This is a genomic window from Arthrobacter sp. TJ-58 (assembly GCF_058269295.1).
The window spans coordinates 264,732-286,595 of record NZ_JBZCNM010000001.1; the positions used below are offsets into that span (position 1 = coordinate 264,732).

General features: G+C 63.4%; 23 protein-coding genes. 17 read left to right on the forward strand and 6 right to left on the reverse strand.

What is annotated here, in order from left to right:
- Nucleotides 1-206 precede the first annotated feature (206 nt).
- From AC4D2W_RS01250 to AC4D2W_RS01260, 3 genes are all read left to right on the forward strand, one after another.
- Entirely contained in the window at nucleotides 207-728 is a 522-nt protein-coding gene (locus AC4D2W_RS01250; protein ID WP_490925102.1) for an RNA polymerase sigma factor, read from the forward strand.
- Entirely contained in the window at nucleotides 725-1,843 is a 1,119-nt protein-coding gene (locus AC4D2W_RS01255; protein WP_490925103.1) for a CU044_5270 family protein, read from the forward strand. The genes AC4D2W_RS01250 and AC4D2W_RS01255 overlap by 4 nt, the downstream gene beginning before the upstream one ends.
- A 642-nt stretch (nucleotides 1,844-2,485) precedes the next feature.
- A complete protein-coding gene (locus AC4D2W_RS01260; RefSeq protein WP_490925104.1) occupies nucleotides 2,486-2,695 on the forward strand; it encodes a hypothetical protein in 210 nt (69 codons plus the stop codon).
- Nucleotides 2,696-2,880: 185 nt separating this feature from the next.
- On the opposite strand, the gene AC4D2W_RS01265 is transcribed toward AC4D2W_RS01260, so the two are convergent.
- Nucleotides 2,881-3,402: a DUF2975 domain-containing protein gene (locus tag AC4D2W_RS01265; RefSeq protein ID WP_490925105.1), complete on the reverse strand. Its 522-nt coding sequence runs from the start codon at nucleotides 3,400-3,402 to the stop codon at nucleotides 2,881-2,883.
- 594 nt (nucleotides 3,403-3,996) lie between these two features.
- Complete coding sequence (locus tag AC4D2W_RS01270) at nucleotides 3,997-5,370, reverse strand: hypothetical protein (protein WP_490925106.1); 1,374 nt, start codon at nucleotides 5,368-5,370, stop codon at nucleotides 3,997-3,999.
- A gap of 235 nt (nucleotides 5,371-5,605) precedes the next feature.
- On the opposite strand from AC4D2W_RS01270, the gene AC4D2W_RS01275 reads away from it, so the two are divergent.
- The 6 genes from AC4D2W_RS01275 to AC4D2W_RS01300 all read left to right on the forward strand — a co-directional run bounded on the left by AC4D2W_RS01275 (nucleotide 5,606) and on the right by AC4D2W_RS01300 (nucleotide 9,756).
- On the forward strand, nucleotides 5,606-6,103 hold the full coding sequence (locus AC4D2W_RS01275; protein WP_490925107.1) for an NUDIX domain-containing protein: 498 nt from the start codon (nucleotides 5,606-5,608) through the stop codon (nucleotides 6,101-6,103).
- 545 nt (nucleotides 6,104-6,648) lie between these two features.
- Complete coding sequence (locus tag AC4D2W_RS01280; RefSeq protein WP_490925108.1) at nucleotides 6,649-6,804, forward strand: hypothetical protein; 156 nt, start codon at nucleotides 6,649-6,651, stop codon at nucleotides 6,802-6,804.
- Entirely contained in the window at nucleotides 6,801-7,520 is a 720-nt protein-coding gene (locus tag AC4D2W_RS01285; RefSeq protein ID WP_490925109.1) for a zinc-binding dehydrogenase, read from the forward strand. The genes AC4D2W_RS01280 and AC4D2W_RS01285 overlap by 4 nt, the downstream gene beginning before the upstream one ends.
- A gap of 54 nt (nucleotides 7,521-7,574) precedes the next feature.
- Complete coding sequence (gene folP, locus AC4D2W_RS01290) at nucleotides 7,575-8,492, forward strand: dihydropteroate synthase (protein WP_490925110.1); 918 nt, start codon at nucleotides 7,575-7,577, stop codon at nucleotides 8,490-8,492.
- Nucleotides 8,489-9,256, forward strand: coding sequence for a pyrimidine reductase family protein (locus tag AC4D2W_RS01295; RefSeq protein ID WP_490925111.1), 768 nt, complete (start codon nucleotides 8,489-8,491; stop codon nucleotides 9,254-9,256). Before folP ends, AC4D2W_RS01295 begins: the two co-directional genes overlap by 4 nt.
- A gap of 38 nt (nucleotides 9,257-9,294) precedes the next feature.
- The gene (locus AC4D2W_RS01300) at nucleotides 9,295-9,756 is read left to right on the forward strand and encodes a hypothetical protein (protein WP_490925112.1); all 462 of its coding nucleotides are present in this window, start codon (nucleotides 9,295-9,297) and stop codon (nucleotides 9,754-9,756) included.
- A 64-nt stretch (nucleotides 9,757-9,820) separates the two neighbouring features.
- On the opposite strand, the gene AC4D2W_RS01305 is transcribed toward AC4D2W_RS01300, so the two are convergent.
- Nucleotides 9,821-11,734, reverse strand: a complete 1,914-nt coding sequence (locus AC4D2W_RS01305) for a glycoside hydrolase family 127 protein (RefSeq protein ID WP_490925113.1) — start codon at nucleotides 11,732-11,734, stop codon at nucleotides 9,821-9,823.
- A 169-nt stretch (nucleotides 11,735-11,903) separates the two neighbouring features.
- On the opposite strand from AC4D2W_RS01305, the gene AC4D2W_RS01310 reads away from it, so the two are divergent.
- The 4 genes from AC4D2W_RS01310 (at nucleotide 11,904) to AC4D2W_RS01325 (ending at nucleotide 15,422) form a co-directional block, all read left to right on the forward strand.
- Nucleotides 11,904-12,266 carry a GntR family transcriptional regulator gene (locus AC4D2W_RS01310; RefSeq protein WP_490925114.1) on the forward strand — a complete coding sequence of 121 codons (363 nt, stop codon included), beginning with the start codon at nucleotides 11,904-11,906 and terminating at the stop codon, nucleotides 12,264-12,266.
- Entirely contained in the window at nucleotides 12,263-13,168 is a 906-nt protein-coding gene (locus tag AC4D2W_RS01315; RefSeq protein WP_490925115.1) for an ABC transporter ATP-binding protein, read from the forward strand. The genes AC4D2W_RS01310 and AC4D2W_RS01315 overlap by 4 nt, the downstream gene beginning before the upstream one ends.
- Nucleotides 13,165-13,875 (forward strand): hypothetical protein, encoded by a 711-nt coding sequence (locus AC4D2W_RS01320; protein ID WP_490925116.1) that lies wholly within the window; start codon nucleotides 13,165-13,167, stop codon nucleotides 13,873-13,875. Before AC4D2W_RS01315 ends, AC4D2W_RS01320 begins: the two co-directional genes overlap by 4 nt.
- Nucleotides 13,876-14,198: 323 nt before the next feature.
- On the forward strand, nucleotides 14,199-15,422 hold the full coding sequence (locus AC4D2W_RS01325) for an SGNH/GDSL hydrolase family protein (protein ID WP_490925117.1): 1,224 nt from the start codon (nucleotides 14,199-14,201) through the stop codon (nucleotides 15,420-15,422).
- Nucleotides 15,423-15,809: 387 nt separating this feature from the next.
- On the opposite strand, the gene AC4D2W_RS01330 is transcribed toward AC4D2W_RS01325, so the two are convergent.
- Nucleotides 15,810-16,346: a hypothetical protein gene (locus tag AC4D2W_RS01330; protein ID WP_490925118.1), complete on the reverse strand. Its 537-nt coding sequence runs from the start codon at nucleotides 16,344-16,346 to the stop codon at nucleotides 15,810-15,812.
- A 332-nt stretch (nucleotides 16,347-16,678) separates the two neighbouring features.
- Here AC4D2W_RS01330 and AC4D2W_RS01335 point away from each other — a divergent pair, with 332 nt between their 5' ends.
- The 4 genes from AC4D2W_RS01335 (at nucleotide 16,679) to AC4D2W_RS01350 (ending at nucleotide 19,823) form a co-directional block, all read left to right on the forward strand.
- Entirely contained in the window at nucleotides 16,679-16,942 is a 264-nt protein-coding gene (locus AC4D2W_RS01335) for a phosphoribosyl-ATP diphosphatase (protein ID WP_152218540.1), read from the forward strand.
- A gap of 83 nt (nucleotides 16,943-17,025) precedes the next feature.
- Nucleotides 17,026-17,871 carry an ATP phosphoribosyltransferase gene (hisG, locus tag AC4D2W_RS01340; protein WP_490925119.1) on the forward strand — a complete coding sequence of 282 codons (846 nt, stop codon included), beginning with the start codon at nucleotides 17,026-17,028 and terminating at the stop codon, nucleotides 17,869-17,871.
- A gap of 11 nt (nucleotides 17,872-17,882) precedes the next feature.
- A complete protein-coding gene (gene hisF, locus AC4D2W_RS01345; RefSeq protein WP_490925120.1) occupies nucleotides 17,883-18,653 on the forward strand; it encodes an imidazole glycerol phosphate synthase subunit HisF in 771 nt (256 codons plus the stop codon).
- A gap of 129 nt (nucleotides 18,654-18,782) precedes the next feature.
- Nucleotides 18,783-19,823 (forward strand): NAD(P)-dependent alcohol dehydrogenase, encoded by a 1,041-nt coding sequence (locus tag AC4D2W_RS01350; RefSeq protein WP_490925121.1) that lies wholly within the window; start codon nucleotides 18,783-18,785, stop codon nucleotides 19,821-19,823.
- A 137-nt stretch (nucleotides 19,824-19,960) separates the two neighbouring features.
- Here the strand turns inward: AC4D2W_RS01350 and AC4D2W_RS01355 are convergent, their stop codons facing one another.
- Together AC4D2W_RS01355 and AC4D2W_RS01360 are read right to left on the reverse strand one after the other, a co-directional pair.
- Nucleotides 19,961-20,503 (reverse strand): TetR/AcrR family transcriptional regulator, encoded by a 543-nt coding sequence (locus AC4D2W_RS01355; RefSeq protein WP_400931981.1) that lies wholly within the window; start codon nucleotides 20,501-20,503, stop codon nucleotides 19,961-19,963.
- A 91-nt stretch (nucleotides 20,504-20,594) separates the two neighbouring features.
- Nucleotides 20,595-21,818 carry a saccharopine dehydrogenase family protein gene (locus AC4D2W_RS01360; RefSeq protein WP_490925122.1) on the reverse strand — a complete coding sequence of 408 codons (1,224 nt, stop codon included), beginning with the start codon at nucleotides 21,816-21,818 and terminating at the stop codon, nucleotides 20,595-20,597.
- Nucleotides 21,819-21,864 lie beyond the last annotated feature (46 nt).

The following is a 21,864-nucleotide window of genomic DNA, read 5'->3' on the forward strand; positions in this document are numbered from 1 at the left end:
TCGCGAGGGAGAATCGTCTTACGAAACTGGGCAGTCCGCCTTAGTGCGTCGCAAAACCCATGCCGATTCCCGTTTGTCATGAGCAAGCAGCCGCAGGGTCCGGTGGGGAAAGGATCGTCTCTTCTGCCGTTTGATGGATACGGATGCCCGAAGAAATAGTTTGATCGCTTGGTTACACTTTGGGGGCTGCCGGACATTAACAGGGCATGAGCCTACAAACCGTCCGGAAGGAACCAGTGGTCTTGGAGAGGGAAAAACGCTTCTTGGCCACCCACGCTGCCTGTCACGACCGTGTTTACCGGTATTTCCGCCGTCGAACAGATAACGCAGCGACCGCAGAAGACCTCTGTGCCGAAGTTATCAGGATCACGTGGGAAAAAACGGGGCAAGACGAGGGTGTTTCGGTCATGGTTGTCTTCGGAATTGCGAAAAACGTGCTCCGCAACCATGACCGGTCAGCGCTCCGGGCCTCGAGTCTCCTCGGAGCTCTGCAGCTCGAACGCGACAGCGACCGCGGTGAATCACGAATTCAGGAGGCCTTGAGCCACTTGGGTGCCGATGACCGCGAAGTCCTGCTCCTGACCTACTGGGACGGCTTTAGCTCCATCGAAGTCTCGGACCTGCTCGATACCAGCGCCACCGCAGTCAGGATGCGGCTACACCGGGCACGCAAAGCACTGAGTCGCCTATTGGACGAGGAAACACAGCCACAGGGAGCACAAAAATGAGTACAGCTAATACGCCGGATGACATCGAACGCCGGCTCGCCGCGGCCGATCCAGGACGCGCCGTCACCGAAACAGAACTCGCCGCCAGCAGGGCAAGGTCCCTTGAGGTCACGGGATCTGCGGCGGGTGCCAGGTCCGGGTCTGTATCTGAGCTTAGCGAACGATCCCGGCCGCACGCCGCACTTCGTGGAAACCCGCCGCGGCTCCGACGTCGTGTACTGCTGGCTTCAGCGGCCGCGGCTCTGCTCGTAGGCGGAGTTGTCGTGGCGGACGTTGTCCGGCCCGGCGGACCCGGCGCAACCGCCGAAGCCGCCGAAGTCTTGAACAACGCGGCGGATGCAACCATCCGGACGTCCGATCCCGTGGTTGGTCCCGGCCAGTACCTGCTGGTGGATACCAAAGCGGCATATTCCTATGGCAACTCAACCACCTCGGGGGAGTACTACACCTGGCTGGTAAGCCAGGACAAACAACTGTACGTACCTGCAGACCGAGCAGAGGAATGGATTCTCAACCAGGACCCGAGCGTACCCATCCAGTTCTTCGACGATGCCTCACGCCGGTTCGAAGAGCAGCAACGGCTGGAACTTGAGAATCCTGCCCGGGGGTCGGTCGCAACCGTCCCGTACGATCCGCTGATGCGCGCACCGGGAGGCAACTTCTACGATGCCGAACAAACGATCTTCAATGGCATGCCACTTGGTGAAGCGCTGGACACCGCACCTCGGGATCCTCAGGCGCTGCTGGAATTCATTCATGAGCGCAACGGGGGCAAAGGCGCCACGCCGGAGGAACAAGCTTTCAAAACCATCACCGAGGCACTGGGTACCGGGGTGATTCCAGCAGATCTACGCGCAGCGCTATACGAAGCGGCGGCCCTGATGCCCGGAGTAACGGTGCTGGACCGTCAAGCCACGTTGGACGGACGGACCGGCATCTCGATAGGGATGACGAAGGCCGACCATGTTGCTCGTGTAGAAATGATCATTGATCCGGACACCGGGTTACTGATCGGGGAACGCGAGGTCCTCCTGGCGGATTGGGCAGGTACGCCGGCCGGCGCCACCCCCGTCTGGACCGCGATTACCACCTCGGTAGTCGATAAAGCTCCGTAAGAACGATGGACCGGGCCGCCCATGGGTGGCCCGGTTCTGTGGGTAGCCATCAACCTTTAGGCGCCGTGATGAGGGATCCCTTCTGAAACTGGCCATGTCATCCCACCTGTCATGATCTCGCTCGTCCTTTGATAGCGTCATAAACCACTGACAACGCGGGGAAGCATGCAATTCATAAAGTACGGAATGGTAGCCGTAGGGGTGGCCAGCATCCTCGGCCTTTCCGGGTGCACCAGCACTACTGATCCTGGCGTAGAGGCCCTTGACCGCGCTGCTACGTCAGTTGACTATCTACCCGACAACGTACTGGCTCAGGGGGTTCTTACTGAAACTGTTCGCTACCTGGCCGAACATGAAGGAATCACATACTTCGTCGCCGAGTCAGACACGGAGGGACTGTGCGTAATCCAAACCCAAAACCATGGCGAGGCAGTTTGGGCAGTGGTATGCGGGCCTGGCCCGATCGTATCCAGTCAAACCACTGGAATCGCCACGATGGTGGCACTCGTGACTGACTCCTTCACAGGCGATGATTTCGACGATGACTGGACCAAAATCCACGCCAACCTCTATATCCGCTGACAGATGCACGCAGGGGATAGCTTGTGACACGTAAGAGAATGCCGTGATTAGGCAGTGCGTATGACTGCATGGAGCCGCTACCTGTTCGGGGTCTCGATCGTTTTCGGGGTGGGCGCGATGCTACTTGCTGAACAGCTGCCGGATTGGTGGCGCCCGGCGTTGGTCCTCTTCATGGTCCTGGCCGCATCTGCGTTCCTCATCTGCTCCGTTCTCGAGTACCGACGAGGCCGCGCCGAAGCCGGCAGTTTGGGTCAGCAGCTCCGCTCTTAGAGGCGCCACATATACGACCGGGCGCCGACGCAATCGATGAAGAATCCGCGAGCGAGACAGGTACTGAGAAGTTTCGGTCCTGCTGAGCTTCGGAAGGACTATGGTCGGGAAGGAAGCCCGGAACCCCGGAAGCCGGGCCGCTTTGGTCGTGCGGAGCCGGGCGTCTGCTCGGTGCGGGAGCCCAATCAGTCTCGGCCCACCCTCGCTCTGAACCGCCAAGGCTGGACCCGCCGCTGCTGGGCTGCGGCGCCCCGAACAGACTGCAGCAGTCGACCGCGCCACACCACCACACCTATGACCGCTGCCACTCCGAGAAATATCCCGGCCATCAGACCCAGGCCCACGGCTGGGCCGCCGCCGCCCGTTTGTGGATCGCGGGCCAGGACGATCGAAATAGCGGCCAGCAACCCCGTGCCGACAACCAGCGCGAGGATCAGCATGTCTGTCCAGCGGATAGCCCGGATACTCAGGAGGGCACCCCTCCGGGCCAGCGAAAGCAGACGCCAGATGCAGAGCAACGCCGCTTCGCCCCCTGCGATCGCAAGCACTGCCAGCACTGTCAGGGGAGTCCGTAGATAGGCAACTTCGGGGAATTCCGTCGCCGCCTCCGCAGCAAGCAACGGAAGGACCACAACCTGTACCACCACCGCGACCGTGAGCATTGCGCCGATAAGGATTTTCACTTCGTCGATTGCCTCTGAACGCATACGAACCCCCAAGGTATCGATAAGCGATGTGGAAACATCGTTGCCCGATGCTCGCACAGCCGCCCAACAGGTACAAGAGCTGAAAACTGGCACTGGTGGCAGAAGCGGCGGCCATAATGCTCGCACTTACTGGATGTCAGATCGGGACTTCCCTGGGGAGGCTGAGGGACCGGCTTACGGACGCTTGCGCGAATGGCATTAGCATCACACTCATGAGATCCATACGTCCTTGGCCTGTTCCTTTTGCTCGCCTCGCGGTTATCGTCACGAGCCTGATGTTGTCGATCGCCGTCTTCAACGTTTTTGCCAACACAGACAGAGTCTCCACATGGCTTCCCCTCTTTGTCATGATGCCGTGGCTGCTCTACGTGGGTATATGGAGTTTGCGGAACCAGAATCGAACTTAGCCGGATTAGAGTTGCGTTCGTCCCTTCAGCCCGCCCGCAGGCCGATCCCTCAGAGGGGCAGTTCCTCCTCGTATTAGGTGGGCTCCGGACCAGCGCCTTTTCCGGGAACGGCTTGACCGTCCTGTCACGTTCGGACATGGCGGCCCTCGACGACACCAGATCGGTCTGGTGTGCAGGCCGGTCCGGACTATTGGACCGGCACGGCGAAATAAGTAGGCAGATCCTCGTACTTGAACATCCCGAGACCCTGATCCGTAACCGCCGTCGGCAGGTCCTGCTTCAGCTCGGCGAATTGCGGTTCCATCTGCTCCGGGAATCTCAGGTATCCAGTCATATCGCCGGCGGAGTTCCGGCCATAGACGTCGCCGGCGTTGGAAATCGCAGTCGGGTAGAAGCCCGACGCCGGATCAATCCGCCTTTGCTCCCCGGTCTTCAGGTTCACCACCCATTGCGCATCAACACCCTGCTCATCCGCCCAGTGCATCAGGTACAGCTCACCATTAGGACTCGCAGCTGCTGCGTATTCGGGCAGCCGGGCCGTCGGGTAAGCGCACCCCTGGGCCGCGCCTTCGAAGGACACCGGGTTCCCGGTGTGCACGTTAACTGTCTCGCATGTGTCGTCAACCTTCCGGAAGGAAACGAATGTGGACCCGAAGACGATGGACCCGGACGCATGGTCCGCGAATGTCGTGGACCAGTCACCGACGCTAAGTGTCGCTTCCGGCAGACCCTGCTGCGGGTCAGCTGCCCGGGGCGAGCGGTACACATCCACACCGTCGATGCGGGCCAGCCAGGACAGGCCCTCGATTTCCGGAATCTGCTCCAGCATTCCTGTCTCAGCATTGAGCACTCGAACGACGTCGGGAGCCTCCGGGCCGGCTGCGACGCCGCTGTGCATGTCGAGTCCGCCGTCGGTGGCCGTAAAGGCGAGGGCGCCGTTGCCGGCATGGGTGGAAGCGGGCCGGAGGCCCGCCACCTGCTCTTCAACAACTCTGGCTTTCCCCAACTCGTCGACGACGATCAGCTGCGCCACAGGTGCTGCCCCCTGAGCGGCGCCGGACTGGAGCGGCACGCCGATTTGATAGAACGTGAAGAACTCTTTCCCGTTCTGCCGGACCCGGTCCAGGGACGGCTCGACGCGCTGCTCCGGGTCCAGGGCAAGGGACGGAGACCGATACAGGATCTCCCCGGCACTGTTGGTCACCACCAGTGTCTGGTCACGGGTCTGCAGATCCTGGTCCACGAACGCCGCCAGGTCGCCGATGACCTCCGCGCCCGCACCCTTCGGCGCGTACCATCCGGACTGGCTCAACCACTGTGCCGGAAGGGCACCGCTCGCGTAGGGGAAGCCTTCCTGGTACGAGGCCGGCTTGCCCAACGTTGGCCGTTCCGAGGCGGTCGGAGTTGACGTCTGGGTCGGGCCCACTGCACCCGAGGCAGGGCTCCGGGAGGGAGTCACCTTATCCGCTGCAATGGCGTCAATCGGGTCCGCCGACGACGCAGCGCAACCGGTCGCGAGCAGCAGCACGGCAAGAACGGGTGCGACAACGTGCTTAATCAAGTCAATTCCCCCTGGTGGTACACGAGACCGGAATAATCCGACTTACCGAATGTCGCCATCCTAATCGCGGTCCCCGACGCCAGGCTCTCTTGCTGAAGCTCGACACGACATAGAACCTGGCTCCTGGGGGGGGATTGTGATCATTGTTCCTCATTGAGCTAGGCCGGTGCGTCGCATACGCCATAGAGGGATCCGTTGAGGGACGTGCACGGGACACCCTTGTTATGGTGAGGCCATGGGGCACATTGGGTCATATCTGTGGAAGATTCGGCAACACCTCGGATCTCAACTCGTTCTTCTGCCAGGCGCTCAAGTGCTCGTGCTAGGAGGACAAGAAGGCCATGCTTTGTTCCAGCGCCGAGTGGATAACGGAGCGTGGGAGCTGCCTGCTGGCGGCTGCGAACCCGGCCAAAGTTTCCGAACAGCGGCTGTAACCGAGTTGTTTGAAGAAACGGGCATCGTCGCTAAATCAGAAGACCTCGAACCATTCGCCAGCCTGTCCGATCCTTTAATACACACTCTGACCTACCCCAATGGCGATCAGGTTCAAGCCTTCGCTATGTGTTTTGTGCTCGCTAGCTGGGAGGGAAGCCTGTTAGCAGAAGAGTCCGAGGTGAGTGACCTTGGGTTCTTCCCTCTGACTGATCCACCGTCTCCCACTCATATCCCGACTCTGGAAGTGCTGAAGCTGTATGCGCTGTTCCAGGAAACCGGCGTTTTTCAAGCAAATTAGCCGTCGCGGTAGGGAATCCATTGCTGTGCATAAGTGCATGACAACTACATAGGATTTGTGAATGGGTCGTAGACAGCAACACAACGTGGAAGCCGTCCGGGTCGAGATAATTACCGCAGTAGCGGAGCTACGTGCTGTGGCCCGGGCAGAGCAGGACAAACAACGAATAGAAGTTGCCGACTGGCTCGACGAGCAATTCATCGATATCGCGGACCCAGGCGTTCTGCTTGAGGCAACGCGAAATGCTCTCACCTTGTACCAAGGCGGGATGGGGTCATTCCAAGATGTCGGCACCGCGACATCGGCGCACGCGGTCAGCCGGCTGCGTAGCGCTCTGGTGCGTGGGCTCGATAGCCAAGCTGGCAACTCATCAACGTGCTCATGATGGGTTGGCACCGTCCTGGTGAAGGATGGCTATAAGCGCAGTTCGGGGTCGGTGGTGAGGTTTCCGGTGACGGTGAGGGTGATTTCTCCTGCCATGGTGATCAGCTTCCTTTGGATAGGGTGGTGCCGCTTTCTATAGGTTAGTGCGTTTTTTCAGCTCGATGATGTCGTTGATCTTGTCGGGCTGCAGCAACGAGTTCCTGCAGCTCACAGCCGTCATGGCTGATTTGATGTTCGAAGAGCCAGGACTGCCGATGCCGCCTTATCCGGTGGGCGCTCCTCTGTGGGGCGGCGCCGTGGGAACCGTCAGCATATGAGCGGTTGGCGCGAGGAAAGCGTGGGCGACGCATCCGTTTTCCGGCCTGTTCCGACGGGAGTTTTTCCCGGCATCGAATACGTCTTGAACCAGGGTGTCACCGCGTATCACGGGATGGCGGATGTGGCAGCGGTTCAGGAGGGGGACGTGGTGTTTGTGAGCGGCGCCGCCGGAGGGGTTGGCTCGCTGGCCGGGCAAATTGCCAAGGCGCTCGGCGCGAAGACGGTCATCGGCAGCGCGGGCAGCATCGAGAAGGCCGGGTATCTGGTCGAGGAACTCGGCTTCGACGCCGCCATCAACTACAGGGACGGGCGAATTGCGGAACGCCTGGCCGAGCTCGCCCCCGGCGGCATCGATGTCTTTTTTGACACCGTGGGCGGCTCACAGTTTGAGGCGGCAGTGCTGGCGGCTGCCCCGCATGCCCGGTTTGCTTTATGCGGCGCGCTGGCAGGACAGATTGACGGCGGCGACGGCGGCTTCCCGCGCCTGGACATCATGACGGCAATCGTCAAGCAACTGTCCATCCGCCCGTTCTCCACGTTGCATACTCCGGAGCAGGTGGCCGTCTGGGAAACCCGCTACGGCCGGTGGCTCGCTGACGGACAGCTGGTTTTCCCGCACACCGTCATCGACGGGGGACTGGATGCGGCCCCCATAGCACTGGATGCCCTCCTTCAGGGGCGGTACCGGGGAAGCGTCCTTGTCCGCATGGCCTGAACCCGGCACCCTGACCGGGGCCGCCGTAGGATTCAGTCGCCGTAGGATTCAACCATGAGTTTGTATCAACCACCGCTGCTGCACCCGGTACACCGGATCGGGGCACGCACCTTGGATTTCCGCTGCCAGGTGGCCTTGATGGCCATCATCAACCGCACTCCGGATTCCTTTTACGACGGCGGCCGAACGTTTGCACTGGACGCTGCGGTGGGGGCGGCGCTGCAGGCAGTGCACGACGGCGCCGACTGGGTGGACATTGGCGGCGTACCGTTTGCTCCGGGTCCTGCCCTGGATGCCGCAGAGGAGGCAGCCCGGGTGGTTCCGGTCATCAGGGCCGTCCGGGAAAGCAGCGATGTGATTATTTCCGCGGACACGTTCCTGCCCGCAGTGGCCGAAGCGGCCATTGAGGCGGGAGCCACCGTCATCAACGACACCACCGGCCTGGCCAACCCGGACCTGGCCCGGGTAGCGGCGGCTGCAGGGGTGCATCTGGTGATCACCCACAGCCTCGCCGCGCCCCGCACCGCTTATCCGCGTCCGCAGTATGCAGACGTAGTCGCCGAGGTAGCGGAGTTCCTGCGCCGGCGCAGCGGGTATGCGCAGGAACTGGGAGTCCCTCCGGAATGCATCATCATTGATCCCGGCCACGACCTGAATAAGAACACCCTCCATTCCCTTGAGCTCACCCGCCGGCTCGCCGAGGTTGCAGAACTGGGATATCCGGTGCTGGCAGCGGTTTCCAATAAGGACTTTGTGGGGGAGTCCCTGGACGCAGCAAAGGCGGACCGCACGGAAGGGTCCCTCGCGGCGGGTGTCGCCAGCATCATGAACGGTGCGCGAATTCTGCGGATGCACAATGTCCCCGCCGCAGCTTCCGCCATTGGGATGACCGAAGCCATCCTCGGATGGCGGGAGCCCGCCTATCTTCGCCACAACATGGGCGACTTCAACGAGCCGGCCGCGCTCGCATGACCACAGCCATCACTGCCGCGGGCTCCGCGGCTGAGCTCGGTGACGACGAACTCATGGCAGCTTACGCTTGGGATGTTCCTCCGACACGGCCCGGGCGCCCGCATATCCGGTTCAATTTCGTAGCCTCAGCCGACGGCGCCGCGGCAATCGACGGCCGCTCCGGCGCCCTCGGTGACGGCGCAGACCACCGGGTGTTTGAACTGCTCCGGCAGACCGCCGACGTCATCCTGGTGGGCGCGGGGACGGTGCGCGCCGAGGGTTACGCCGGGGAACTCCTGGGTGCGGAGAGCCAGGCCTGGCGTGGGTCACGGGGGATGCCTGCCCATCCGGGCCTGGCTATTGTTTCGGGCACCCTGGACCTGGACCCGGATGCCCCGCTCTTTGAGCAGGCTCCGGTCCGGCCCCTGATCCTGACGGCAGCCGCCGCACCCGCGGACCGCAGGGCAGCGCTGGAACGGGTTGCCGACGTCGTTCCGGCGGGGGAGCGGACGGTGGAACCGAAGCAGGCGGCAGCCGTGCTCGCGCAGCACGGCTTCCACCGGGTGCTCTGCGAGGGCGGCCCCCGGCTCTTCGGATCGTTCCAAACCGCTGGGCTGGTGGACGATCTGTGCCTGACCGTCAGTCCGTTGATGGCGGCGGGCAGCGCGCTCCGCATCACGGCCGGCGCTCCCGAGGCGGTTCTCCCGCGCCGCCTGGAACTGGCGCACATCCTCCGCGGCGGCGACACGCTGCTTCTGCGCTACCGCAGCGCCGGCCAAGGATAGTCTCTGATCCCGCGTCCAGAGACAGGAACGAAGTGGCAATGACTCCGAATTCATCCGTGCCCAGCGAGATACTCCGGGCCGGAGGGGCGAAAGTGTGGGGTGCCGTTGCTTTGGTGTTCGTCCTGACGCCGGCAACCCTGTTTGTTGGCTGGGAAATAAGCGACGCTATTGGCGGCGGCCGTGATCTCGTGGACAACCTCGGTCTCGTGGTGATGTTTGGGAGCACAGCCAACGTTATCCGCGTAGCGCTCTCCAGCAGGAAAGAGATCTACCAACGGATCGCGGAGAACCTGCGCCGTGAATACAACATCACGGTGCCGTATCCGTCACTGCTAATCAGAACGGGCAAGTACAGCGGAATAGGGTTGACGCACCATAAAATCCTTGCCATGGATGAATACCGGCGGCCACTGACAATTACGCTGAGCTTGGACGCCACCGGAACAAAAGTCATCCCCACCATCCACGAGGTGGACGGGCAGCCGGCACCCGGGATCTGATCCCTGGCCAGCCGGCGAACGGATCCACAAGCTTGATGCAGTGCGAGGTGTGGGACCTCGGAACTTAAAGGACCGGTGTCCAGACGCGCATCGGCTGCGGTCCGCGGTTAGCCCACGCATAGTACGGAATGGCAGTGAGCTGGAGTTTTCCGCTGGCCCTCGGCTGCGGTCCGCCCAGAGGTGCGTAAGGTGAGCGCGCCTCCGCATGCGGGGTGTCCGCCCCGCCGCGGGCAGACAGGACCGTAATGCCGCCCAGCAAATCAGGGTGGTGCTGTGCCGTGATCGGTGCCTCCGGTGACAGGGTCAGGAAATCGACGGGCGCCGTCTGGTCTTCCTGCTCCAGCGCGTAGACCAGGGGTCCGTATTCGATTGCCGCGCAGCCGCGGACGGCATCGATACGCGGGTCTGCAGCGGTCAGCCGCGGTTCCAGCGGCAGCTGCAGCAGCACTTCGTCACCGCTGTGCCAGAGCCGCTCCACGCGGGCATACGTTCGCGGGGCAACGGCACGGCCCTCAAGCGTTGCGCCCCGTGCCCACGACGGCACGCGGACTTCGATGGCCGTGGCGGCGGCCGGGGCAGATTCCACCCGTATCCGTATGGCCCCGTCCCATGGATAGCCGGTTTCCACCGTCAGGTTCAGGCCGGCTGCCTGGATGGCGGAGGGAGCGTACTGGTGGATCTGTACGGTGGGGATCTCCGGTTCCCCGGCGGCGACAGTTGCCATGTAGGCGTCAAGGCTGGAGAGGGTGCGCATGATGTTGGGTGGACAGCAGGCGCAGTCAAACCAGCCGCGGCGTCCGTGGGCGGGGCTGCGGTTCTCCTCCGGTGAGGCGTCCCCGCGCAGCTGCAGCGGATTGACGTAAAAGTACTCGGTGCCGCGCAGGGATACCCCGGCAAGGAATCCGTTCAGGAGCATCCGTTCAATCTGGTCGGCGTAGCCCGGGGCGCCGGTGGCCAGCAGCAGGCGCCACGCCAGCTGCACTCCACCGATCGCGGCACAGGTTTCCGCGTAACCGCGGTCCGTGGGAAGTTCATATGGGTCCCCGAAGGATTCTCCTTCCCAGCGGGACCCGAGTCCGCCGGTGATGTACTGCTTGGACCGTTCCATGGACGCGTACTGGATTTCCAGCGCCTGCAGCAGGTCCTGGTCGCCGGTTTCCATGGCCACGTCCGCGGCACCGGCGGCCAGATAAACGGCACGGACGGCGTGGCCTTCCACAGTGTCGGCATCCCGCACCGGAACCCGATCGGAAAAATATGTGGGCTCCTTGCCGTAGGAGGCCATCAGCCCGCACCCGCGCGCATCCACGAAGTACTTGGCCAGCGTGAGGTATTCCGGGGTTCCGGTTTCCCGGTACAACTCCACCAGCGCCGTTTCAATGACGGGGTGCCCGTCGACGTCGTGCCGTTTGTCCGGGCCGAACGTGTCCACCAAGTGGTCAGCGGCCCTGACCGCCACATCCAACAGTTCCCGCGAGCCCGTGGCCCGCACCTGGGCGACGCCGGCCTGGATCAGGTGGCCCATGCAGTAATGCTCATGGCTCCAGGGCAGCTCCCGATAGCGTTCTCCCTCGCGTATCTGCACCACGGAATCGATATAGCCGTCCGGCGCCTGTGCCCGGGAGACGGTCCGGGTGAGTTCGAGCTGGTCGTGAAGGAGGCCTTCATCGCCGGACCGTGCATATTCCCAGGCAGCGGCCTCCAACCACTTGTAGACGTCCGAGTCGGCGAACACCGGCCCTACAGCTTCGCCCTCGGCAATTCCGGCGGCAATTTCCAGGTTCCTGATATTGCCTGCCGCGTGCAGGCGCGCCAGGCCCTGGGGTATGGAGGCGCCGCGGTTCGCTTCGGCCCGCTGGTGCCACAGCCCGCCGGTGATGCGTACTTCGCCGATAGCCAGGGGACGCAGGGAGACTGCAGCGGCATCGGTGGGGGCTGCAGGAACGCTGGCAGAGCCTGAGGTGGTGCTGACTGTCATTTTCTCTCCATTGAGATGGCAGGAATGCGTCGTTTAGGAACGCACCTTAGGCTACGACGATTGGCAGGTGATGTCGCTGGCCAGCCGTCCACGGGTCGATTCAAGGCACCCCGAGATTTCTTTCAAATACCTATGTCCATTAGTCCACTAATGGACTAGCGTCAGGGCCATGTTCACAGGTGAGGGGCCGATCTTCCAGCAGCTCGCTGCCCGGGTTGCTGACGACATCGTGGCCGGAACCTATCCGGAGGAGGCCGCGGTGCCCTCGGCCACCGACTTCGCCCTGTTCCACCAGATGAATCCCGCCACCGCCAGCAAAGGCGTGAACATGCTCGTGGACCTGGGCGTGCTCTACAAGAAGCGGGGCATCGGAATGTTTGTTGCAACCGGAGCACGCAAAATCCTCCTTACCCAGCGGCGCGAGGAGTTCCGCAAACAATTTCTGCAGCCGCTTCTTCAAGAAGCCGCGGTTCTGGATATCACGCCCGCCGAACTGCATTCGATGATCGACCAGGAACAGGATCCCGTATGACTAACGCAATCGATATCCGCTCCGTGAGCCGCATATTCGGGCGCTCGACGGCGCTGGAGGACGTCACCCTCAGCGTGCCTGAGGGTGCAATCTGCGGGCTCCTTGGCAGGAACGGTGCCGGCAAAACCACCATCATGTCACTTCTCGCGGGCCAGGACCGGCCCAGCTCGGGCACGGTGGCGGTGTTCGGGGAAAATCCCTTTGAAAATGAAGCGGTCCTGTCCCGGGTCAGCTTCATCCGTGACAACCAGCGGTATCCCGACGGTTATCTGCTGCGCCATGTCCTGCGAATCGCCCCCGAATTTGCGCCGGATTGGAACGCGGACGTTGCTGCCGAACTGGTGGAGGGATTCCGTATTCCCGACAAAACCCCGATCAAGAAATTCTCCCGGGGTCAGCTGTCCTCCGTCGCCATCGTTCTCGCCCTGGCCTCCCGCGCGCCCCTCACCCTGCTTGACGAGCCGTACCTCGGTCTTGACGTCACGGCGAGGGCGCTGTTTCACAACATACTTCTCCGCGATTACACGGAACATCCCCGCACCGTGATCCTCTCCACCCACCTCATCGAGGAATCCGAAGCCCTCTTTGACCGTGTGGTGATTGTTGACCGCGGCCGGATATGCGTCGACTGCGGCAGCGAAGAAACACCCGGTCTTGCCCTCACCGTCAGCGGGTCGACGGAGGCGGTCGAGCGGCTTTCAGCTGGCAGAACTGTGCTTCTGTCCCACACGGTCGGCAACCTGAAATCAGCCACTGTCAGCGGAACGGCCGACGAAGATTTCCATGCTCAGGCACGCACGCTCGGAGCCACAACGTCACCGGCGACCCTCCAGGAACTCGTTGCAGGGTTCGGGGCGGGCGCACCGGAACCGGTTCGGATTCAGAAAGGGGTCCGCGCATGAGCGCCGTCGTCTCAACCGTCAAATTCCACCTCAACCGGAGGACGGAAACCTTCATCGTGCCACTGGCCATCGCAGCTGCGGTCGCCGTTATCTCGGTTCTCATCGCACTGATCTTCTGGCGCTCCGGCAGCCAGCCGGGGACACAGGCATGGGTCCAAGGATCTCAAAGCAACCCGGGAATCGTGTACGCCCTGGTGGGGTTCTTCGGCTATCTCGGTGTCGCGAGCGTCGCAACAACCTTCCCGTTCGCCTTGGCTCTCGGAGCAACCCGGCGGGCTTTCGTGGCCGGCACCCTCATCTGGAACGCAGTCACCGCCGCCTATGTCGCCCTGATTCTGGCAGCACTGAATGCCGTCGAAATCGCCACGGATCACTGGTTCGCCGGCTTCTACATCTTCGACATCCATGTCCTCGGAGGCGGCGACCCACTGCGCCTGCTGCCCATCGTCTTCCTCGGAGTACTGGCGACCCTGACGATCGGGGGAGTCTTTGCCGCGGCTTGGGTGCGCTTCGGCGCACGTGGCCCCCAACTGCTTGCGGCCGTCGTGGTCCTCGCCCTGCTGGTGGCGGCAATCATTCTCGTACCCCAGGCGGCAGCAATTGCCGCCGCCTTCCACCTCTGGTGGCTCATGGTCGCAGCCATCGGTGCGGTTGTGCTTTCGGCCGCCGGAACGTGGCTGCTGTTGCGGCCCGCAACCGTCCGGTGACAGCCGTCCGGGCAGCTTCTCGTGACTGCGCAGCGGGGAATCCGAGTGTGCAGCGAACCGGAGAATGAGCGCGGGCTCCCACATTTAGTGACAGGCCGGATCAAAACAACCGTAGGGCGCGTTTCGCTGTGACGTTGCGGTGACCTTGTCCCGTCAGGGTTTCCGGCACGAACCCCGGTGCTAGCGTGACTCCACGGCTGGCCTCCGCCACCCGGAAAACCAGCACAAAGGAGTGCACCGTGAGACCACCAACCACTCGGGCCGGTTTCGTTATGGCCGGCCTTTTAGCTGCCGCTCTGAGTTTTCCAGCCACCGGTGCGGCAATGACAGCTCAAACCGATCCGGACACCACTCCCGGCGATGGAGCCAGCTCCAGCACCGTGGAGCCTGAAGGCACCTCCGGCGGAACGCATTCCTCACCGCGGTGGATCGGCAGCTGGGCTGCTGCCATGACGCCGGCCGGCGCCGAGGACACTATTTCCGGAGCAGGGTTCACCGACACCACCCTCCGGCAAACCGCCCATTTGTCCGTCGGCGGAGACAGCTTCCGCATCCGCATCAGCAACGATTTTGGAACCACCGCGCTGGTGGTCGGGGCGGCCACGGCATATCCCGGCTCCGCCGCTGCGGATCCGGATCCGGGCCAGCTGCGCCAGGTGACGTTCGACGGCGCCGCATCAGTGACGATCCCCGCAGGCGCCGAGTGGGTCTCCGATCCGGTGCAGCTGCCGGTTCAAAGCGATTCCGACCTGACGGTCAGCATGTATCTGCCCGGACCAACGGGACCGGCGTCCGTCCACAGCCTGGGAATGGCGACGTCATACCGCGCAGCAGGGGACGCCACCGCCAGCCCGTCGGCGTCCTATGAAGAGCTGGACACCTCACGGTACTTTCTGGAAGGGGTGGATACGACGTCGAATGCACTTGGCTCCGTGGTCTTCTTTGGTGACTCCATCACTGACGGATATGCCTCCACCGTCGATGCCAATCTCCGGTACCCGGACCAGGTTGCGGACCGGCTGCTCCGCCGGCCCGAGGGCAGGCAGTGCGGCGTCATCAATTCCGGAATCAGCGGTAACCGGGTGCTGGAGGATGCCGGTACGGCCGGGGTCTCCGCACTGTCACGTTTCGAGGACGACGTTATCGACCAGACCGGTGTGCGCAGCGTGGTCCTCCTCGAGGGGATCAACGACATAGGCCAATCGGCGGGAGCCCTGGATTCTGCATCGCTGATCGCCGTTTACAGGCAGTTCATCGAGCGGGCCCATGACCACGGCATCAGGGTGGTGGGTGCCACCCTCACTCCCTACCGCGGTGCAGGGTATTACAGCGACGCGGGTGAGCAGGACCGCCGGGCCGTGAACTCCTGGATCCGCACATCGGGAGAATTCGATGCCGTCATCGACTTTGACGCAGCGGTCCGCGACCCCCGCGACCGCAGCCGCCTTCGCCCCCAGTTCGATCCGGGTGACCACCTGCACCCCAACGACGCAGGCTACGCGGCCATGGCGTCAGCGGTTCGCATCCAGGACATTTGCCGCCGCTAGCTAAGCCGACTTCGGTAGCAGATCCAGCGTGGGGCTGCCTGAAAGGGCGGCCCCACTGTCGTTCCACTGCCGCAGTGCCCGGGCATACATTTGTGTCCTTCCAGCTGTTTCAGGACAGACCGTTCTGTCCGACGAACAACATCATACCGACACTGTGTCAGGAACTTCGGTCATTCGGGACATGTATCCGCTTGAGAAGATCGCGGACGCGCCCCGAGCCCTTGAAGCCGGCGGTGGCTGGGTCAAACAGGTCATCTGCATCGGAGCCTGACCGCCTCCCCGACAGCGCCGGTGCGGTTCGGCTTCGCGGCGGGGATGTCAGCAAGCCTGATCTACTCGTCGTATCACCGGATAAGGTGCAAGGCCAGGATTCCAACGGGCCGTGAGTCAGCCCTCCAGGTCGTAGACCATGTCGGGATCGCGTTCGAGGATCCGGTCGCGCATTTCGCGCTTGAGGACCTCCAGATGGGCCAGCTCCGCGGCGGTCTTGTCCGGCTTCGCGGTCAGCTCGATGAACTCGTCCGCAACGATTCCCTCGTCCCGGAGCACGCAGGTGACGGTCACGTCTCCGGCGCTGATCTCGAATACGTAGCGGGCCAGGGTGTTGCCGCGCTCGGGCCGGGCGAGTTCCGGCAGCACGGTGAAGCGGTCCCCGGTGACCGCGCGGGTCACCAATTCGAAGGCGTCGCGGCCGCCGGGGCCGCCGAAGGGGGTGCGGATCCGGATACTGCGGCGCTCCACGCGTCCGCCCGGGGCGCGCGCCGCCAGTTCCGGCAGCGCCCGGCCGAGTGCGGCGAAGGCATGCGCGACGCCGCCGGGGAAGCCCGGGCCGTGGTACTTCATGCAGTCGGCAAAGGTGAAGTCCAGCTGCTCGCCGTCCTCCCATACGGTGACGGTGCGTTCGGGCGCTGCGTGGCTATCCATGGTGGGTTTTACTCTCGGTGCGGGGCGGGACTGGCTATGAAAAATTCTACCCACGTGCGGTTTCAGGCACTTATCCGGGGCTGTGGCGGCGACGAGCATTCATGCGTGCAGCCTGAAGCGTGAGGTGCTCGCGCTCCGCCAGGTTCGGCACCAGCGCGGCCGCCTCTGCAGAGAACCTCACCGACCAAGCCGGTAACGGGGATTCGATGGGACGTAGTGGTCAGGCCTGGATGTCTCCATTTGGTCACGCTCGGTGGGCGGGCAGATCGGGGCAAGGTCACACCGCGACCCCGATTCCATCACCTGCCGCGCCAACGCGTACCCTTGACCATGTGAAAACCTTTGAAGACCTCTTTGCCGAGCTGAGCCAGAAAGTTCAGGACCGCCCCGCCGGGTCACGCACCGTGGCCGAATTCGAGTCGGGCGTGCATGGCATCGGTAAGAAGGTTGTTGAGGAGGCCGCCGAAGTATGGATGGCCGCCGAATACGAATCCGATGCCGAATGCGCCGAAGAAATCTCTCAGCTGCTCTACCACCTCCAGGTCCTGATGCTCGCCAAAGGCCTGACCCTGCAGGACGTCTACAAGCATCTCTAGCCGCGCGCTGACTTTTCAGCGTGTGGCCCGCCGGTCGAATTACTCCCTAAAGCAGTGACAAACTTCCAGCGAAAGATGCAACCATGCTCCGTGTAGCCGTACCCAACAAGGGTGCCCTGTCCGAATCCGCCTCCGCCATGCTCAATGAGGCGGGCTACCGCCAGCGCCGCGACAGCCGCGAACTGGTCATGGTGGACCCGGACAACGACGTTGAATTCTTCTTCCTCCGCCCCCGCGACATCGCCGTGTACGTCGGTGCCGGCACGCTCGACGTCGGCATTACCGGCCGCGACCTCTTCCTGGACGCCCAGGTGGACGCCGAAGAGCTGATGAGCCTGGGCTTCGGCGCCTCCACCTTCCGTTTCGCCGGTCCGGTGGGCGACTTCGATTCCATCGAGCAGCTCGAGGGCAAGCGCCTGGCCACCAGCTATGACGGCCTGCTGCGCGACTACCTCACCGAGCGCGGCATCAACGCCTCCGTGGTCCGGCTCGACGGCGCCGTGGAATCCTCGGTGCGCCTGGGCGTCGCAGATGCGATTGCCGACGTCGTCGAAACCGGCACCACCCTGCGCGCCGCCGGGATGGAGATCTTCGGCGACCCGATCCTGAAATCCGAGGCCGTGCTGATTGGCCGCAAGGGCGCCGAACACCCGGCCGGCCTGGACGTGCTGATCCGCCGCCTGCGCGGCGTGCTGGTCGCCCGGCAGTACGTGATGATGGATTACGACGTGCGCCGCGACCTGGTGGAGCGCGCCGCCACCCTCACCCCGGGCCTGGAATCGCCCACCGTTTCCCCGCTGCGGGACACCGACTGGGTGGCCGTGCGCTCCATGATCAAGCGCACCGACACCAACCGGATCATGGACGAGCTGTACGAGATCGGCGCCCGCGCCATCCTGGTCAGCACCATCCACGCCTGCCGGATCTAGGGAAGAGCGACATGAGTGTTGCCATCCGCGTCATCCCCTGCCTGGACGTTGACGCCGGCCGCGTGGTCAAGGGCATCAACTTTGAGGGCCTGCGCGACGCCGGGGATCCGGTGGAACTCGCGCACCGGTATGACAAGGCCGGCGCCGACGAACTGACCTTCCTGGACGTCACCGCGTCCTCGGGCAACCGGGACAACGTGTTCGACGTCGTCTCCCGGGCCGCGGAGGAAGTGTTCATTCCGCTGACCGTGGGAGGCGGAGTGCGCGGCATTGCGGACGTGGACAAACTGCTGCGCTCCGGTGCGGACAAGGCCTCCATCAACTCCGCCGCCGTCGCCCGCCCCGACGTTATCGATGAAATCACCCGCCACTTCGGTTCGCAGGTTCTGGTGCTCTCCGTGGATGCGCGGCGCACGCACGACGGCGCCACGCCGTCGGGCTTTGAGATCACCACCCACGGCGGGCGCCGGGGGACCGGGATCGACGCCGTCGCCTGGGCCAAGGAAGCGGCAGACCGCGGCGTGGGGGAGATCCTGCTGAACTCCATCGACGCCGACGGCACCCGCGAGGGCTTCGATATTGAGATGATCCGTGCCGTGCGCGCCGCGGTGAAGGTTCCGCTGATCGCCTCCGGGGGAGCCGGCAAGCCCGAGCACTTCCCGGCAGCCGTGCTCGCCGGGGCTGACGCGGTGCTGGCCGCATCGGTGTTCCACTTCGGTCCCGACAACGCCATCCACCAGGTCAAGCAGGCCATCCGTGAGGCCGGGTTCCCGGTCCGTTAGCTGACCCCGGCCGATACGGAAGGAGTCCCGCCAGGGGCTCCTTCCGCGGTCAGGGAAATAAATAGCGCCCGGGCCGACTTGTGTATTAAGTGCCCTCCGGCACTGTTTTCCCCCACAGCATGGAGAAATATGTCTACCGCACGCGCTTATGCCGCCACCTCGCCCACCGATGACCTGGTTCCCACCACCATCGAACGGCGCGACGTCGGCGCCCATGACGTCCTGATCGACATCGCGTACGCCGGTGTCTGCCACTCTGACATCCACACCGTCCGCGGCGAATGGGGTCAGATCAAGTACCCGCAGGTGGTGGGCCACGAAATCGTGGGCACCGTGGCCGAGGTTGGCGCCGAGGTAACCCGCCACAAGGTCGGCGACCGCGTAGGCGTTGGCTGCATGGTCAACTCCTGCCGCGAGTGCGAGAACTGCAAGGCCGGCATGGAGAACTACTGCCTCAAGGGCAACACCGGAACCTACACCAGCGTGGACCGCGACGGCAGCATCACCCAGGGCGGGTATTCCACGTCCATCGTGGTGGTTGAGGACTTCGTTCTCAGCGTTCCCGAGAGCATCCCGTACGAAGCAGCTGCGCCGCTGCTGTGCGCCGGCATCACCACCTACTCGCCCCTGGCCCACTGGAATGCGGGCCCGGGCAAGAAGGTCGCCGTCGTCGGCATGGGCGGACTCGGCCACATGGCCGTCAAGATCGCCGCCGCCATGGGCGCCGAAGTGACCGTGCTGTCACAGTCGCTGAACAAGCAGGAAGACGGCCTGCGTTTCGGTGCCGAGCACTACTACGCGACGAGCGACGCCGGCACCTTCGAGAAGCTGGCCAACACCTTTGACCTGATCATCAACACGGTCAGCGCTCCGGTGGACATGCAGCAGTACCTCTCGCTGCTGCGCCTGGACGGCACCATCGTCAACGTGGGCGCCCCGCCCGAGCCCCTGCCGATCTCCGTGTTCAGCCTCATGGGCAACCGCCGTTCGTTCGCCTCCTCGGGCATCGGCAGTATCGGCGAAACCCAGGAAATGCTGGACTTCTGCGCCGAGCACAACATCGCGCCGGAGATTGAACTGATCGACGCCACCGAAATCAACACCGCCTACACGCGCGTGCTTAAGTCCGACGTGCGGTACCGCTTCGTCATCGACGCGTCGACCATCTAATCCAATAGCCGGCGATAATCAGCCGGCAGGATAAAGGCACCCCGGCGTTTGGCGGGGTGCCTTTTGCGTTTCACTCACTTCGGCGGCACGACGACGGCGGCTCGTCCGCCGTCGTCGTGCTGCTGGCAGAAGAGTGTTCAGGCTGCCGGTTGGCGGTTCACCAGCAGCGCAACCAGTTCGTCCAGGGTGCCCTCGCCCATGAAACCGTCGCGGGCACCGCGGGTAATGTCCAGGTGGTAACTCAGCCCGTCACCGGCCAGCAGCGCCAGCTTGGCCAGTGCCGGATCTCCCAGTGCTTCCACCAGCAGGGCATACCAGCGGTCGCGGCCGGAGCGCAGGACCTGGGCAGCTTCTTCATTCCCGCTCTGGGCCAAACGCGTTGCAGCCACAACCATGCGTTCCAACGGGGACGCTTCGTCCAGCGACGATGCCAGGTAGTAGTGCACTGCGCGTTCGGGCGCCTGAGCCATGGCTGCGACGTCGTCATCAATCAGGGTGCGCAGCCGGCTGACGAGCCCGGCGTCCAGGGCCTGCCGTGAGGGAAAGTGATGCAGCAGCCCGGCCTTGGACAGCCCGCAGTGGCGGGCGGTTGCCTCGATGGTCGCGTCATGGAGTCCCTGTTCGGAAAGCAACGCGACGTAGGAGTCGATGATGTTGTCCTGCTTGCTGCCTGTGGTCATTTACAGTGGTTCTCCGGAAATAAAAGCGGCGGCGCACCCCTCGGGTTGCGGAGGGAATGCGCCGCCGACGCTCAGGTTCTGCTGGTCTGGTCTACTTCTCGACGATACCCCACGGCGAACCGTAGCCGGCGGGCTCCTCTGCAGCCAGAAGCTCAAGGAAAGGCTTCGCGTCGAAGGCCTCGGGGCCTAAAACGCCGGCGCCCTTCCAGACGCCGTTGGCCAGCAGTTCCAGGGCGATCACCGGGTTGATGGCTGTCTGCCAGACCACTGCCTGCGAATCGTCGCGTTTCATGGTCTCTTCATTGTCGGCCACATGGTAGAGGTAGCGTGCGCCCTTCGAGCCGTCCTTCAGGACACCGCTCACCAGGACACCGGCGCAGGTCTTGCCCTTCATCAGCGGTCCCAGTGAAGCGGGATCCGGAAGGCAGGCGGCGACGACGTCGCGCGGGGACACCTGCTGGCCGCGCACGGTCACCGGTTCGGTGGAGTCCAGGCCCAGCTTGTGCAGGGTCCGCAGCACCTCGATGAATTCGTTTCCGAGTCCGTACTTGAAGTCCACCCGCTTGGCGTCGATCCAGCGCGGCATCAGGGACACTTCTTCGTGTTCCACGTTCACGCATTCAACTTCGCCGATTCCCTCGGGGAATTCGAAGGTAATGGGATCCGAGAACGGCTCCGCGGCAAACCAGCCGCCCTTGTCCTTGTTAAAGAGCACCGGGGGATTGAGGCATTCCTCAATGGTGGTCCAAATGGAGAAGGAGGGGGCGAAGTCGTAGCCCTCGACGGTGAGGTTGGCTCCGTCCCGGACACTGATTTCCTCGATTTCGTCGAACAGTTCGTCCGCGGCATAGCGAGCCAGCACGTCGGAGAGCCCCGGCTCCACGCCAATGCCCACCAGCGCCAGCTGTTCGTCCTGCGTCCACTGGTCGGCGACGGCGAACTGGTCGTCACCCAGCATGACGTGGGTCTTGGTGAAGGGCTCTTCTGCATGTTGGATCGACAGGCTCATGGCCATGTCCAGATAGGTTACCCCGGCGGTTTTGCAGGCGTTGAAGATCGGCATGACAAAGCGGGGATCGACGGCGTTGAGCACGTGCGTTGCCTTGCTGGAAGAAATCAGTTCCACCAGGCTGTCCTCGCTGGAGGCATCCACCTGGGCGGCACTGTACCGGGGATCTCCGATGGTCTGGACGAGTGCTTCCGGGCGGGACGCGTCGTAGTCCGCGATGGTCATCCGGTCGAAGAACGGACGGCGGGAGGCGATGCGGGCTGCAGCGGATCCAACGCCGCCGGCACCGATGATGAGAATATGCATGATTCTTTACTTTCCTTAGGTGAATGGGGATATGGAGTTGGGGATT

What these genes read in the sequence shown, in the direction of transcription:
- AC4D2W_RS01305 (WP_490925113.1), bottom strand. Translation starts at nt 11,734, where the DNA reads ATGACAGTCAGCACCACCTCAGGCTCTGCCAGCGTTCCTGCAGCCCCC.
- AC4D2W_RS01360 (WP_490925122.1), bottom strand. Translation starts at nt 21,818, where the DNA reads ATGCATATTCTCATCATCGGTGCCGGCGGCGTTGGATCCGCTGCAGCC.
- AC4D2W_RS01255 (WP_490925103.1), top strand. Translation starts at nt 725, where the DNA reads ATGAGTACAGCTAATACGCCGGATGACATCGAACGCCGGCTCGCCGCG.
- AC4D2W_RS01310 (WP_490925114.1), top strand. Translation starts at nt 11,904, where the DNA reads ATGTTCACAGGTGAGGGGCCGATCTTCCAGCAGCTCGCTGCCCGGGTT.
- AC4D2W_RS01350 (WP_490925121.1), top strand. Translation starts at nt 18,783, where the DNA reads ATGTCTACCGCACGCGCTTATGCCGCCACCTCGCCCACCGATGACCTG.
- AC4D2W_RS01265 (WP_490925105.1), bottom strand. Translation starts at nt 3,402, where the DNA reads ATGCGTTCAGAGGCAATCGACGAAGTGAAAATCCTTATCGGCGCAATG.
- AC4D2W_RS01315 (WP_490925115.1), top strand. Translation starts at nt 12,263, where the DNA reads ATGACTAACGCAATCGATATCCGCTCCGTGAGCCGCATATTCGGGCGC.
- AC4D2W_RS01355 (WP_400931981.1), bottom strand. Translation starts at nt 20,503, where the DNA reads ATGACCACAGGCAGCAAGCAGGACAACATCATCGACTCCTACGTCGCG.
- AC4D2W_RS01320 (WP_490925116.1), top strand. Translation starts at nt 13,165, where the DNA reads ATGAGCGCCGTCGTCTCAACCGTCAAATTCCACCTCAACCGGAGGACG.
- hisF (WP_490925120.1), top strand. Translation starts at nt 17,883, where the DNA reads ATGAGTGTTGCCATCCGCGTCATCCCCTGCCTGGACGTTGACGCCGGC.
- AC4D2W_RS01325 (WP_490925117.1), top strand. Translation starts at nt 14,199, where the DNA reads ATGACAGCTCAAACCGATCCGGACACCACTCCCGGCGATGGAGCCAGC.
- AC4D2W_RS01295 (WP_490925111.1), top strand. Translation starts at nt 8,489, where the DNA reads ATGACCACAGCCATCACTGCCGCGGGCTCCGCGGCTGAGCTCGGTGAC.
- AC4D2W_RS01330 (WP_490925118.1), bottom strand. Translation starts at nt 16,346, where the DNA reads ATGGATAGCCACGCAGCGCCCGAACGCACCGTCACCGTATGGGAGGAC.
- AC4D2W_RS01275 (WP_490925107.1), top strand. Translation starts at nt 5,606, where the DNA reads ATGGGGCACATTGGGTCATATCTGTGGAAGATTCGGCAACACCTCGGA.
- hisG (WP_490925119.1), top strand. Translation starts at nt 17,026, where the DNA reads ATGCTCCGTGTAGCCGTACCCAACAAGGGTGCCCTGTCCGAATCCGCC.
- folP (WP_490925110.1), top strand. Translation starts at nt 7,575, where the DNA reads ATGAGTTTGTATCAACCACCGCTGCTGCACCCGGTACACCGGATCGGG.
- AC4D2W_RS01280 (WP_490925108.1), top strand. Translation starts at nt 6,649, where the DNA reads ATGATGTCGTTGATCTTGTCGGGCTGCAGCAACGAGTTCCTGCAGCTC.
- AC4D2W_RS01260 (WP_490925104.1), top strand. Translation starts at nt 2,486, where the DNA reads ATGACTGCATGGAGCCGCTACCTGTTCGGGGTCTCGATCGTTTTCGGG.
- AC4D2W_RS01250 (WP_490925102.1), top strand. Translation starts at nt 207, where the DNA reads ATGAGCCTACAAACCGTCCGGAAGGAACCAGTGGTCTTGGAGAGGGAA.
- AC4D2W_RS01300 (WP_490925112.1), top strand. Translation starts at nt 9,295, where the DNA reads ATGACTCCGAATTCATCCGTGCCCAGCGAGATACTCCGGGCCGGAGGG.
- AC4D2W_RS01285 (WP_490925109.1), top strand. Translation starts at nt 6,801, where the DNA reads ATGAGCGGTTGGCGCGAGGAAAGCGTGGGCGACGCATCCGTTTTCCGG.